Origin of the sequence: Niabella insulisoli (assembly GCF_039652435.2) — a bacterium.
Taxonomy (GTDB): Bacteria; Bacteroidota; Bacteroidia; order Chitinophagales; family Chitinophagaceae; genus Niabella; species Niabella insulamsoli.
This window is the reverse complement of sequence record NZ_CP190246.1, coordinates 1,985,090-1,998,874: the sequence shown is the minus strand read 5'-3', so window position 1 is coordinate 1,998,874 and position 13,785 is coordinate 1,985,090. Positions and strand designations below refer to the sequence as shown.

General features: G+C 45.1%; 8 protein-coding genes. 2 read left to right on the top strand and 6 right to left on the bottom strand.

Translation table 11 applies throughout. The features are described from left to right. Positions 1–98 precede the first annotated feature (98 nt). Positions 99–989 carry an OmpA/MotB family protein gene (locus tag ABDK00_RS08505; RefSeq protein ID WP_346238474.1) on the bottom strand — a complete coding sequence of 297 codons (891 nt, stop codon included), beginning with the start codon at positions 987–989 and terminating at the stop codon, positions 99–101. 241 nt (positions 990–1,230) lie between these two features. Between ABDK00_RS08505 and ABDK00_RS08500 the strand changes: the two genes are divergently transcribed. Together ABDK00_RS08500 and ABDK00_RS08495 are read left to right on the top strand one after the other, a co-directional pair. After that, positions 1,231–2,307, top strand: coding sequence for an NAD(P)/FAD-dependent oxidoreductase (locus ABDK00_RS08500; protein ID WP_346238475.1), 1,077 nt, complete (start codon positions 1,231–1,233; stop codon positions 2,305–2,307). A gap of 125 nt (positions 2,308–2,432) precedes the next feature. Further along, the gene (locus tag ABDK00_RS08495; protein WP_346238476.1) at positions 2,433–7,772 is read left to right on the top strand and encodes a CHAT domain-containing protein; all 5,340 of its coding nucleotides are present in this window, start codon (positions 2,433–2,435) and stop codon (positions 7,770–7,772) included. On the opposite strand, the gene ABDK00_RS08490 is transcribed toward ABDK00_RS08495, so the two are convergent. The 5 genes from ABDK00_RS08490 to ABDK00_RS08470 form a co-directional block, all read right to left on the bottom strand. Further along, on the bottom strand, positions 7,769–9,808 hold the full coding sequence (locus ABDK00_RS08490; RefSeq protein ID WP_346238477.1) for a protein-disulfide reductase DsbD family protein: 2,040 nt from the start codon (positions 9,806–9,808) through the stop codon (positions 7,769–7,771). The two genes, ABDK00_RS08495 and ABDK00_RS08490, sit on opposite strands and share 4 nt — an antisense overlap. A gap of 124 nt (positions 9,809–9,932) precedes the next feature. After that, complete coding sequence (rfbD, locus tag ABDK00_RS08485) at positions 9,933–10,796, bottom strand: dTDP-4-dehydrorhamnose reductase (protein ID WP_346238478.1); 864 nt, start codon at positions 10,794–10,796, stop codon at positions 9,933–9,935. A 6-nt stretch (positions 10,797–10,802) separates the two neighbouring features. After that, the gene (rfbC, locus tag ABDK00_RS08480) at positions 10,803–11,351 is read right to left on the bottom strand and encodes a dTDP-4-dehydrorhamnose 3,5-epimerase (protein ID WP_346238479.1); all 549 of its coding nucleotides are present in this window, start codon (positions 11,349–11,351) and stop codon (positions 10,803–10,805) included. A 1-nt stretch (position 11,352) separates the two neighbouring features. Next, positions 11,353–12,642 (bottom strand): nucleotide sugar dehydrogenase, encoded by a 1,290-nt coding sequence (locus ABDK00_RS08475; protein WP_346238480.1) that lies wholly within the window; start codon positions 12,640–12,642, stop codon positions 11,353–11,355. A gap of 8 nt (positions 12,643–12,650) precedes the next feature. Next, entirely contained in the window at positions 12,651–13,781 is a 1,131-nt protein-coding gene (locus ABDK00_RS08470; RefSeq protein WP_346238481.1) for a DegT/DnrJ/EryC1/StrS family aminotransferase, read from the bottom strand. Positions 13,782–13,785 lie beyond the last annotated feature (4 nt).

Here is a 13,785-nt window from a genome sequence, read left to right as displayed (position 1 = left end):
CGGGTATCTCAAAAATTCATCAATTCGTCTCAATTTTTTCAATAAAAAAAGCATGAACCAATTGCGTTCATGCTTTTTATCTAAAGTCCTGTTTATTATTAGATGGTCTCCGGCATCACCGCAGTCGAATCTTTCGCGGGCGCTTTATCGATCAACTCCATAAACTGATCAAGTTTCGGCGTGATGATGATTTGCGTACGACGGTTTTTCGTTCTGCCTGCGTCCGTTGTATTGTCTGCCACAGGATTATATTCGCCGCGGCCGCCTACAGTCAGGCGTTTAGGATCTACCCCATAGCTGTTTTGAAGCGCCTGCACCACCGACGATGCCCTAAGTGCACTCAAATCCCAATTATTGCGGATGTTTTCACGGCTGATCGGCACATTATCGGTATTACCTTCAATCAACACATCATAATCTTTATAATCGAGGATAATCTTCGCGATCTTGCTCAACGTCTCTCCTGCTCTTTCCGAAATCTCATAGCTACCCGATTTGTAAAGCATGTTATCCGACAGCGAGATATACACCACGCCCTTCAACACTTTTATATCGACATCTCTCAGTTCGTCTCTGCTCAAAGAACGTGTCAGGTTATTGGTAAGTACGATGTTAAGCGAATCGCTCTTGTTTTTTTCGTTCACCAAATGCTGGATATATTTATTAGAAGCATTGATTTCATCCACCAGCTTGGAAATATTAACATTCCCCTGCGTGTTTTGATTGATACTTTTATCAAGCGTGGCCTGCAGCGATGCTAACGCTTTTTTCAGGGAAGCGTTGTTCGCCCTTTCCTGCGCTAACTGATCCTCTAAGCTTTTTACGCGGGCCTGGCTGCTGGCCAAATCCACTTGCGCGCTTTGATACCGGCTGTTAAGATTATTATAATCGCTTTGTAAAGCCGTAAATTTCTTGGTGCTCACACATCCTGTTAAAATCAATCCACTTAACATGGCAGCCACCGGCACCGATAAAATTTTTTTGTTCATCCAATTTACATTTATGGTTTGTAATAGTTTGCCCAGAATGCGCCGCGATTAACGAATAGCCGCTTTCCTTTAACTTTTTCTGAAAGTTAAAGGATTGGCGTACAGGCAAAAACATAATTTCATTTAAGGATGACAAATTAAATGCCTAAGTTGCAACCCGTTGGTAAAATATAGTTATATCTTATCAAATTTTTACAATAAAGACATAATAACCAATTGTTTATAATTTAAAAAGTCGATAATGGCGGAAGGCGGAGCTAAAAAGAAAATCCTGGTGGTCGGACAGGGTATCTCGGGAACGATGCTTTCCTGGTTTTTTGAGCAGCGGCAGATTGATTGCATAGTTATCGACAATAATCAGCAGCAAACACCTTCAAACACTGCTGCGGGATTAATCAACCCCGTAACGGGCCGGCGCGTAGTAACCGTGTGGATGGACGAGCAGATTTTACCATTTGCCGAGCAAACCTATCAGCAAATGGGCAAGTTCCTGAATGTGCCGGTACTTGATAAAACATCCATCACAGATTTTTTTCCCAATCCTTTCATGCGGGAGAGTTTTATAAAAAAGCTACAGCAAAAAGCGCCCTATATTAAATTAGAAAAAGATGAAGGCCGCTTTCCTTCCTATTTTAATTATGAATTTGGAATCGGCACTATATCGCCGGCCTATATCGTCCATTTGCAATCGCTTTTGCCAGCATGGCGTCAATATTTGGAATCAAAACAACGCCTGCTCAACGAAAATTTAGATAGGTCTGCGCTGACAGTTGCAGCCGATAAGATTATTTATAAAGATATAGAAGCCGACAAAATAATTTTTTGCGATGGCGTTGAAGGCGCTGAAAATCCTTATTTCTCGCTTTTGCCTTTTGCATTAAACAAGGGCGAGGCCCTCATCATAGAAGCGAAGGATCTTCCGCCCAACCACATTTATAAAAAATCGATGATGCTGGTGCCTTTTAAAGAACCTTCTTTTTTTTGGACGGGTACTAATTATATCTGGGATTTTGAAGATGCTGCGCCAACTGCATCTTTTCGGGAAAATTCAGAGCAGGTTCTTAAAAGCTGGCTAAAAGTTCCTTTTAAAATTGTTGATCACAAAGCCGCGCTAAGGCCTGCCACCATTGAGCGGCGCCCTTTTGTGGGTTTCCATCCGATTCACAAAAATGTAGGCATCCTCAATGGGATGGGCACTAAGGGATGTTCGCTCGCTCCTTATTTCGCCTCGCAGCTGACGGATCATATACTCCAACAGGCTGCGATTGAAAGCGAAGCCGACATTGCACGTCATGCGCGGCTGTTAACAAGACCATAAGCAAACCATCACTACTTTTAGTGATAGCTTGCCGATCCGCTTCTTAGCGCATTTGTTTATTTTTAGTAACGACGAAAACCACCTCTTTCTTTACGTCTTTCACTTTAACATAAACATCTTGCGTCATGGCAAAGAGCTTAACTGTCAATCGTTCCCTAAAGCTGTATGGTCATCAACAAAAATTGCAGGCAGATGAACGATCAGATGACCCCTACTTTAGCCTTAGCGCCTCCTATTCCTTAAGCGCCACGCGAAATAAGGGTGAAGCTTGCGTGGTCTCGCTACACTCTAAAGATTATATCGAACTCGTTTTCGACGATGCTACAACATGGTTTGGTAATTTTGAAACGCTGAAAGAAATTTTTCCTGAAGAAATCGCTGACGCTGACGAAATACCTGAGCTACCGCGCATGATGTATGCCGAAGATCAAGCCCGAAGCAGCGCCCATCAGGCCGCTATCAGCCACTTAAGGATTTACTCACAAAAGGAAAACTTTGCTGCTCCGGTAAAGATTGCGACAGCGCTTGAACAAAAAAACCGGTTATACCGAATTGACGAAAGCTTCGAATTAAAACCCATAGAGCAGCTCGATATCACCAAGCCCCTTTTACTGCTGATCCACGGCCTTTCCGGTTCGACCCAGGAAGCATTTGCTGGCCTTACCACCGGTGATACCTGGAACGAACTTCTGGAAAAATACGGTAGCAATATTGTTTGTTTCGAACATCAGGTGTTCACAAAAACGCCCTTGCAAAATGCACTTGATTTACTATCCCAGCTTCCGGATGCCTGCACGCTTGACATGGTATCCCATTCGAGTGGCGGACTGATAGCTGAAACCATCATGCGGTTTACAGAGAACAGCCATGGTTTTTTGAAAGAAAGCCTAGCTCTTTTTTCGAAGGAAAAAAGAACTGAGGATATAAAAGCGATTAACGCGCTGCAACTTCTCATCGCCCAAAAACCAGTAAAAATAAACAGGTTTGTACGCGTGGCTTGTCCCGCCAGGGGCATGTCATTATTAGGAAAAAGAGCGGACCTTTTTCTTAATGTGCTGTGCAACCTTGTCCAACGGAGCAAGGGGCCGCAAACACCCTCCCTATCCTCTTTACGAGCTTTGATGGCGGTAGCTCTGGCAGCAAACGATAACCTTTCAATGCTGCCCGGCCTGGAAGCTATGGCTCCGGGCTCCGTATTTCTTAAAGGCCTAAACACCATTCGAAGTTATAACAACGATACGCCTGAAGGTTTTGACAATATGCTTATAGTGATTTCGGGCAGCAACAAATCCGTGGCTCCATTAACGGCGTTAAGCCTTATCCTGCCCAAATTTCTATTCCGGTGGGGAGCCAATGATTGGATGGCGGACACGCCATCGATGTATCAGGGTGCGAGAAGAAAAGGCAGCCTGCAGTATTTCCTCGACGACGGCCATAATGTCAACCATTTTAATTACTTCACTAATAAGAAAACCCAGGATGCATTGATGCAGGCCTTAACGGCAACGACCGCCCGCATACCGACGTTCAAAGAAATGGACGTTGAAAACTATACCGCGTTAAGCAGGGGTATTTTCGGTTTGGAAGGCGGCCAGCTGCGTGTAAATAAAGCGACCGGTAAAAGACCCGTGGTGTTGCTTTTGCCCGGCATTATGGGCTCCTTTCTCGAAAAAAGCAATCGCCCTTTATGGATCAATTATTTTTCCTTCATGCTGGGTGGGCTAAGCAAACTCGACATCAGCAATGACGATATTGTTGCCACCGGGCTTATAAGAACCGCCTACAAAGACCTTGTGGCATATCTTTCCGCCAGCTATGATGTGGAAGTGTTTCCTTTTGACTGGCGAAAACCTATTTCGCATTCGGGCGCAGCCCTAAACGAACGTATGATCGAATTGCAAAAAATGGAGCAACCTGTGCTATTGGTGGGGCACTCCATGGGCGGCCTCATCATCAGAGAAATGGCGATTCATTTTCCTGACACATGGAACTGGTTGAACATGCAGCCAAAATTTAAAACTATCTTATTAGGCACACCGTGGCTGGGGTCCTATCGCATCGCACATGTTTTGAGCGGCATGGATGCCATCATCAAGCAATTGGACACCATCGACTTTACCAACACACGGGGGCAATTGATCAATATGTTTGTGAAGTTTCCGGGCCTTCTGGCCTTGTTACCCATTGCCGATGGTGATAACGACTTTAGTGATCCGGCGGAATGGGAAAGGTTTGCTAAAGCAACCGGGATGGAATGGAAAATCCCGGACGCAAAACTTTTACACGGCTTTAGCCTCTTTAAAAAACAAACCCTTGAGGGGTTGAAAACACTTAATCATGAACGTATCATTTACGTAGCCGGCAAAGATGAAACAACCGTGAATGGCTATTTTTATGAGCATGGCTCCCTTAAATTTAAAACCACTGCTGAGGGCGATCAAAGTGTGACCTGGCAGACAGGTATACCCGCCGGCCTGGATCGGCAAACAGCGCTTTACTACACAACTGCATCTCACGGCGGACTTACTACAAAAAAGAAATTGTTCCAGGGCATCAAAGATCTGCTGGACACAGGAACGACACATTCGCCAGAATTTAGCAGGATCCCACAGCCTACATCCCGCGTAGCGAGAGGGCTTGCTAAAGAAAGTTACAATTTTGAAATCAATGAAAAAAGTATTGAAAGCAATCTTTTAGGGTTGGATGTTGAAGGAATTGAGGAAGCAGTCAACGCGCCCATTCTCAAGGTTTCGGTGAGTAAGGGCGACTTGATATACGCAAACTTTCCTGTACTGATTGGCCATTTCGCTAACGATGGCGTTTACGGCGCTGAAGCTATTGCTAATAAATATCTCAAAAACGACCTGCGGCTCAAACACGCGCTGGGTATCTACCCGGGCATGATCGGCAGCCATAACTTTTTTCAAAATAAAGACTCGGCTTTTAAAGGATGTATTGTAACCGGACTGGGAGATGCCGAAACCCTGAACGGCTATCAGTTGGCCAAAACTGTTGAACAAGCCGTAGCCGACTATCTGCTCACTTTTTGCAGGGCGAAAGTGGAAGCCGGCAAAATCAAAACAGGCCTCGGCATTTCGACGCTGCTTGTCGGCGCCGGATATGGCGGCATGGCCATTGAAAGCTCGGTACGGGCCGTAATGGCGGGAGTTGTGAACGCAAATGATAAAATCCAAAAGCTTACCGGCATTGTCAATTTATATATTGATGAGCTGGAATTTGTGGAATTATTTGAGGATAAGGCGATCACCTGTTTTTATAGTCTGACAAATTTTATTAATGGCAACAGCGACGGAATGAATATTGCGTGGAAAGAGAAAAAAATAAAGCGCCTTCCCGGCTTCAGAAAGCGATTGCTCGTCGACAACAACATTACCTGGTGGCAAAGGCTGAGCGTAGTAGCGAACGACAGCCCCAGCGACCACGACAAAGTATTATCCTATTATTCGAGCACTAACAATGCGCGGGAAGAAAAAAAAGAACTCCATCACAACCTGCCGTTGATTCAGGCATTGCTGGATGAAATATCCATTAAAAAAAACTGGTCGTTTGAAAAAGCCAAAGCCATTTTTGAATTGTTGATCCCGGGAGATTTTAAAGAAAATATCCGCCGAAATTCCCCAATTATCTGGGTACTTGATAAATTCACGGCTTCGTTTCCCTGGGAACTGCTACAAACAGGCAACGCCACCGAAAAACCACTCTGCGTGTCGGCCGGCATGATCCGCCAGTTAGCCACTTCCGAATTTAAAACACCCAATCCTATTAAAAATAATAACGCTCTGGTTATCGGCGACCCAAATTTACAAGGCTTCACACAGGCCCGCCAACTGGAGGGCGCTGAAAGAGAAGCACGCCTGGTTTTCGATAAACTAAAAGCCACCCAACAACTTACGATCGACGGGCCTTTGATCAACGCAAGCAGCGATGAAATACTGACCGCGCTCTTTAAGCAGGATTACAAAATCCTCCATTTCGCAGGCCATGGATTTTTCGATGAACATAATCCTGCCGCATCGGGCATGCTGATCGGAAAGATGAAAGAAAGTGATGAAGGTATGTTTTTGACGCCCCACCATATTAATCAACTTCCGTCCACCCCCGAATTCGTGTTTATCAATTGTTGCTTTTTGGGAAGGATCAACCCTTATGCCGAAGCGTACTCGGCGAACAGGTTTAAGCTGGCGGCTAATATTGGGACGCAACTCATAGAAAATGGCGTCAAAGCCGTGATTGTAGCGGGCTGGGAAGTGGATGACAGCGCGGCGCTGGCTTTTTCGGAAATCTTCTACGACCGCATGCTGAGCGGATACAATTTCGGTGAAGCCGTTTTAGAAGCCAGAAAATTTATTTATAACAAATTCAGATACACTAATACCTGGGGCGCTTTTCAGTGTTATGGACAACAACATTATACGTTCGACCTGCAACGCGCCAGGTCTTCTGTTATTAAAACTTATGATATTTCCCAGGAAGCTGAAAACGACCTTGACAATTTGCTGAGCAAAACAGAAGTTGCCTTTTACGAACCGGACGAACTCCTAATCGAGCTGCGCGCAGTTTCCAAAGCCATAGACGAAGCCGACTTCGACAGCCCGGAACTTAGGCAGAAAGAAGCGCAGGCCTATATGGAACTCAACGATTTTGAAACTTCAGGCACTTTATATAACAAACTTTTCAAAACAGAAAATGCAAGCTTCGATGTAAAAGCGCTCGAGAATTATCAAAATATTATTGTAAACAAGGCGGTCAGGGATTATTTTTCCTGTGATATGTCGGAGGAAAATAAAATTGCGGATATAGAAGCGGCAATTGATACCAGCATTACCAACCTCAACTATCTTTTAGAAATATGGAAAACCGGCGAACGGTTCGCGCTTATTGCGGGCGCTTACAAACGCAAAGCACTGGTGATGCGCTGCAGCAAAAAAAACGAGGAAGATAATAAACTTAAGACCATCGAAGCAGCTGCCTTGCATTACCGAAACGCATTTGAAAAATTACAAAACAGCTATTCGTTTTCGAATTGGATCCTCATGGAAATATTTATCCTTAAAAAGAAAAAGCAAAGATGGGGCCAGCAGGTGGAAAGAGCCGGACAGCGCTATCAGCTTTATTCGGCCGCAGAAATTGAACAGCAACTTAAAATATTCGAAAAAGCAATGAGCCAGGAAGATGCGGACCTTACCTACTGGAAGCTGTCTGAGATTGTGGATGTCACCTTGTGCAGATACCTGTTGAAACCCGGCGATCAGGCATTTAAAAATGTTTGCCAGGCTTTGCGATCACTCTGGAAAATTACGGGGTCGAAAAATAAAAAAGAAAAGCAAATTGCGAACCTTCGCATCCTGGCGCAGTTTGCAGCGTTCTGCAACCTGACATCCGTAAAGAAAAAACTTGATGTCTTTTTAAAAGAAGTGCAGCCCAACAGCCCGGTTAAAATCTAATTACCCTTGGCCTCTTTATATGCTTCAATCGCCCGGTCCAAATGGGCCAGAAATTTTTTCACATCAGGATCATACCCATATCCCTCCTCGATGAGCCGGTTTCCATGGCCATCTACAAAGAAGTAATTGGGTTGGGAACTGGTACCAAATTGCGACACCTGGATATCCGTGTTTTTTTGGCCGAGCGTTTCAATTTGCTTATCGAGTGTTTTTGAAAAATACTGTTCAGCAACCGGCAATTCGACACCGTTGTGTACATCTACAAACAAGGAAGCAATTACAAAATCTTCCTTTAACTTCTTCATGACTTCGGGATGGCTCCAAACACTGCCTTCCATTTTGCGGCAGTTGATACAATTCACACCGGTGAAATCGAGCATCAGCGGCTTTTTAAGCTGTTGGGCAATGGCCAGGGCTTCATCATAATCAAAATAAGTAATAAGCCCGTTATTTACCACCACATCAGGTTCATTCTTCTTCATCACTTCGGCATACTTCACCGGCTCCGGCAATGCACCTGCTTCTGATGTTGCGTTGCCCGAGAGAGCAGCCGTGCCTGGCCGAAACCCTTTAGGAAGATCGTCCGCATTGAAATCCTGCGTGCCCATCGGAGGTAAAAATGCGCTTAAGCCTTTAAGCGGCGCGCCAAATAAACCCGGCACCAGATAAACCATAAAAGCCAGTGATGCGATGGCAAAAAACAGCCGCGTTACGGAAAGAAAAGGCAGGCCGAAATCATTTTTAGGCAATTCATCATCGTGCTTAAACTTCAGTTTCCCTAAAAGGTAGAGCCCTAAAAGCAGGAATATCACAACCCACAAGACGATAAATATTTCGCGGTCTAAAATGCGCCAGTTCTGCGTCAGGTCGGCATTGGAAAGAAATTTCAGCGCCAAAGCCAGTTCCAGGAAGCCGAGGCTGACTTTGATTGCATTGAGCCAGCCGCCGGCTTTTCCAAGCGAATTAAGCTTAGAAGGAAAAAACGCAAAGAAGGCAAAAGGCAATGCGATCATTAAAGAAAATCCAAAAAAACCAATGATGGGCGCCAGGAAATCCCCTTTAGACACAAGGACCAACAAGCCGCCCAAAAACGGAACGGTACAGGAAAACGAAACGATTACCAATGTAAGCGCCATAAAGAAAATGCCGACAATGCTTTTGGAGTTGGCTTTACTATCCACTTTATTGCCCCAGGAAGCGGGCAACTCAATTTCGAACGCACCTAAAAAAGAAATCCCAAAAACAACGAACATCAAGAAGAAAATGATATTCGGTATCCAATGAGTGGAAAGAACGTTGAGCGCCTCGGGGCCGAAAACAAGCGAAATAAATACACCGAGAAATGTGAAAATGGTTATGATCGAAACCGCGTATAGTAATGCATTTTTGATACCTTCCTTTTTTGTTTTACTTCTTTTGGTAAAAAAGCTAACGGTAATGGGAATCATAGAGTAAATACAGGGCATGATGAGCGCCAGCAAACCCGCGCCCAATCCGGCAAGAAAAATCACCCACAAAGATTCAGGCGCAGCGCCACTTTCTTTATCCGCGGGGACTTCCGCTTTAGCTGTCTTTGGCGCCACCACTACGCGAAAATCCTTTTCTCCCGAAGGGAAATCCGTCCCCGATTTATACAAATAAATAAGCTTCCCTTTAATGACTGCCGTATCACCTTCGGCAATGGAGAGGTTTTGAAGCCAGTGAACCGAATCCGTAAAAAAACGAACCGGCAGCTCCAGGTCAGGATCAGTTTGCGTTTGCGCTGTTCCTTTTTCCTCGATGGCCCCTTCCAAAAATTTGGTGGCAGCACTGTCAAACACGATCTGCGAAAACACCGCATCTTCGGGAGTTTGCTGCAGCCCGAAAAATGAAATACCTGGCTTTTGAATAAATGCTTTGATATCGAGCTGAACCGTTTGACTGCTTTTTCTTTCGTAAGAAAAAGAAAATTTTATATCAGCCGAATCTTGCGAAAAAGCGGTTGCAGTAATCAACAACAGAAAGAAAACAACGAGATGTTTACCCGGAAAATTCATGAGTTACAATTAAATGTTTCAACCATTCCAAGCGCAGTTACTGATGGTGACGCATGAAAGAAATGATCTATATTATATGCTTTGAACCAACAATAACGCAAGCTAACCTATTTTGTTCGCGCCTTTACATTCTATGGATACAAGCTTTCAGGCTGTCTTTCCATTCGGGAATCTCCAGGCCAAAGGCTTCCTGGATCTTGGTCTTGTCTAACACGCTCCAGGCCGGCCTTTTGGCGGGTGTAGGATATTGCAAGGTGGGGATCGCCTTCACCTCGCAATCAGATTTTATGATTTCTTTAATAGCCAATGCAAATTCATACCAGTTGATTTTCCCTTTGTTGGAATAATGGTAAATGCCCGGTTTCCAGTTCCCCGAAGCGATAATGGCCAAAATGGCCTGCGCCAAATCAGCCGCGTAAGTCGGCGTCCCATATTGATCACTCACCACACTGATTTGCGGCCTTTCTTTCATCAACCGCATTATCGTTTTCACAAAGTTATTCCCAAATGGCGCGTACACCCAGGCGGTGCGTATAATAATGGCATCCGTTTGCGCCATCGCGGCGATCTCTCCCTCCCTTTTTGTAGTTCCGTAAACGCTGACGGGGTTTGTAGCATCGGTTTCTTTGTAAGGCTCTGTCGCGGTTCCATCGAAAACATAATCGGTTGAAATATGAACCAGACGGGCATTGTGGCGGGCACAGGCTTTCGCCAGGTGGCTGACAGCATCTTTGTTTACCGCCGAGACATTGTCAAACTCCGCGGTGTCTTCCGCCTTATCAACGGCCGTATAAGCTGCGCAATTGATACAAAAATCAGGTCGATGTTTCTCAAAAAAATCGTTGACCGCGCCTTCGTTTGTAATCGGCAGTTGTTCGCGGCTGGTAGCTAAAAATTCAAATTGGGGATACCGGTTGGCCAACACACCAATTTCGGATCCTAATTGTCCGTTAGAGCCGGTCACCAATATTTTTTTTCTTGGCTGCATAGCTTATTAAAAATTGGCTTTCAGGTCGCCCAGTACGGGTAAAATCAAATCTTTTTCAGAAACAATGGCAGCGTCCTCCGGCAGTTGCCAGTCAATCGCCAGCGTAGGATCATTATAAATAATGCCGCCTTCGCTTTCTTTGTTATAGAGCGCATCGCATTTGTACATCACCACCGCCGTTTCGCTGAGCACTGAAAAACCATGCGCAAAACCTGCAGGCACAAGCAATTGCTTTTTGTTCTGGCTTGACAGCTCAATCGAAAAAACCTGGCCAAATGTAGGCGAGGCCTTCCTGATATCCACTGCGACATCCAGGATTTTACCTTCCAGCACTCTCACCAATTTACATTGCGCATGGGGATGCTGCTGATAATGTAAACCGCGAATGGTGCCATACTTAGAGAAAGATTGATTATCCTGTACAAAATTGTAGGCTAACCCTTCCGCTTCGAAAACTGATTTGTTGTAGGCTTCAAAAAAATATCCCCGGCTATCTTCAAACACTTTTGGTTCAAAAACCAATAAATCCTGGATGGGCGTTTTAGTAAATGGCATTTTATAAACTATAGTATGGTCTGTTAAAAATTTTATTGCGAAAAATACCCTTTAAATCAGCGATAAGGGCATTCGGTTTAGTAATACTGCAAAAATAAGCGTCATCGAGCGATAAATAATCCTGGTGCGGAACAGCTATGATGACGGCATCATAATTATCGGAAATCTTTTGCGTCAGCCGGATATCATATTCCTGCTCCAGGTCTTCAGAAACTGCGTAAGGATCTTCGACATCCACCGCTACAGAAAATTCCCGCAGGGCTTTTACGATGTCGGCTACCTTGCTGTTTCTCACATCGCTGACATTCTCTTTAAAAGTAGCGCCCATGATGAGGACGCCCGACTGTGCCACATTGCTGCCCGATTTAATAATATGCTTGACGATTTGCTCCGCCACGTATTTTGGCATATAGTCATTAATATGCCGCGCCGCTAAAATAAGTTGTGTTTTGTAACCCGCCCTACCCGACCGGTAAGCGAGATAATAGGGATCGACGCCCGTGCAGTGGCCGCCCACCAGGCCCGGTTGGAAATTTAAAAAATTCCATTTGGTGGCCGCCGCTTCCAACACTTCAAACGTATTGATATGAAACTGGTCAAACACAATGCTTAACTCATTCATAAAAGCGATGTTCAGATCGCGCTGCGCATTTTCTACAATTTTCGCGGCTTCCGCTACTTTGATAGAAGATGCGCGAAACACGCCTGCCTCCACGATCAGCTCATAAACTTTCGCAATGGTCTCCAAGGCTTCTTTATCACAACCGGAAACGATTTTAGTAATATTTTGAATAGTATGGACTTTATCCCCGGGATTAATCCGTTCGGGGGAGTAGCCCGTTTTAAAGTCGATTTTATTTTGAAGCCCTGAAATTTTTTCTATCAACGGAAGGCAATCCTCCTCTGTGCATCCGGGATAAACAGTCGATTCAAAAATGATATAGTTGCCCTTTTGAACAACCGCACCCAGCGTTTCGGATGCTCTCAGCAAAAGGGAAAGATCGGGATTGTTTTTATCATCCACCGGCGTCGGAACAGCAACGATATAAAACTGAGCCGTTTTAAGATCATCTAATGAATGCGTAAACGAAATATCGCAATCTTCAAATGCGGCCGCATCCAATTCATTACTGGGGTCAATGCCCTGTTGCATCATCCGGACACGCGCCTCGTTGATATCAAAACCAATCACAGACAGCTTTTTAGCAAAAGCAAGCGCCACAGGCAACCCGACATAACCCAGGCCGATAACTGCAAGTTTGGCTTTTTTGGCGATCAGTTCCTCGTACATCCGGGGTCTTATTGGTTTATAAATTCAAGAACAGACTGGGTAATCCATTGCAGTTGTGCTTCGTCCATTTCAGTGTGAATGGGCAGTGAAACAACGCGCGAGGTCAGCCAATCGGTAACCGGTAAATTTTGCTGCCCGATTTTAAATTGCTCAAACATTTTTTGCTGATGGCCGGCCACGGGGTAATAAATCATCGCCGGCACGCCCTTTTCTCCCAGGTAAGCGATCAGGGCATCGCGGTCAACATCATTTAGTATTAGTGTATACTGGTGGTAGACATGGGTCGCGAAGGGCGCTGTGAACGGGACAGTCAATTTATCCTGGCCCAAAAAAGACTGGTTGTAAAAATGTGCCACTGCCTGGCGCGCCTGGTTGTATGCATCCAGATGCTGCAGTTTGATATTCAGAATAGCAGCTTGTATGCTGTCGAGCCTGCTATTGCAACCCACGGTATCGTGATAATATCTTTTGCTTTGGCCGTGGTTGGCGATCATTCTCATTTTTGCCGCCAAAGCGTCGTCGTCGGTACAAATAGCGCCGCCGTCGCCAAAGGCGCCGAGGTTTTTACTCGGATAAAATGAAGTACACCCGATATGCCCGATTGTGCCGGTTTTTCGTTTCGTGCCGTCGCCGAATATAAAATCTGCACCGATCGCCTGCGCATTATCTTCAATCACAGCAATCCCATGTTTGTCGGCCAGCTTCATAATAGCTTCCATATTCGCGGCCTGCCCATAAAGATGTACCGGGATAATAGCTTTGGTTTGCGGCGTTATCTTTTTTTCAAGATCGTCTATATCAATACAAAAGGTTTGTTTGTCTACTTCAACAAAAACCGGTTTCAACTGCAGCAGCGCCACCACTTCTGTAGTAGCAATAAAAGTAAAAGAAGGCGTCATCACCTCGTCGCCGGGCTGCAGCCCCAAGGCCATCAGCGCGATTTGCAAAGCGTCCGTACCGTTTGCGCAGGGAATGACATGCCTGGTTTGCAGGTAATTTTCAAGGTTTTTTGCAAAAGCCTGAACCGCCGGCCCATTGATAAACGCACTGCTGCCCATCACTTCCAGCACCGCTTCGTCAACTTCTTTTTTAATTTTAAGATACTGGCTGCGAGTATCAACCATCTGGATAGGACGCATAGGG

Excerpts from the sequence above, each read along its gene's own strand:
- ABDK00_RS08505 (WP_346238474.1), bottom strand. The coding sequence starts at position 989 with ATGAACAAAAAAATTTTATCGGTGCCGGTGGCTGCCATGTTAAGTGGA.
- ABDK00_RS08500 (WP_346238475.1), top strand. The coding sequence starts at position 1,231 with ATGGCGGAAGGCGGAGCTAAAAAGAAAATCCTGGTGGTCGGACAGGGT.
- ABDK00_RS08495 (WP_346238476.1), top strand. The coding sequence starts at position 2,433 with ATGGCAAAGAGCTTAACTGTCAATCGTTCCCTAAAGCTGTATGGTCAT.
- ABDK00_RS08490 (WP_346238477.1), bottom strand. The coding sequence starts at position 9,808 with ATGAATTTTCCGGGTAAACATCTCGTTGTTTTCTTTCTGTTGTTGATT.
- rfbD (WP_346238478.1), bottom strand. The coding sequence starts at position 10,796 with ATGCAGCCAAGAAAAAAAATATTGGTGACCGGCTCTAACGGACAATTA.
- rfbC (WP_346238479.1), bottom strand. The coding sequence starts at position 11,351 with ATGCCATTTACTAAAACGCCCATCCAGGATTTATTGGTTTTTGAACCA.
- ABDK00_RS08475 (WP_346238480.1), bottom strand. The coding sequence starts at position 12,642 with ATGTACGAGGAACTGATCGCCAAAAAAGCCAAACTTGCAGTTATCGGC.
- ABDK00_RS08470 (WP_346238481.1), bottom strand. The coding sequence starts at position 13,781 with ATGCGTCCTATCCAGATGGTTGATACTCGCAGCCAGTATCTTAAAATT.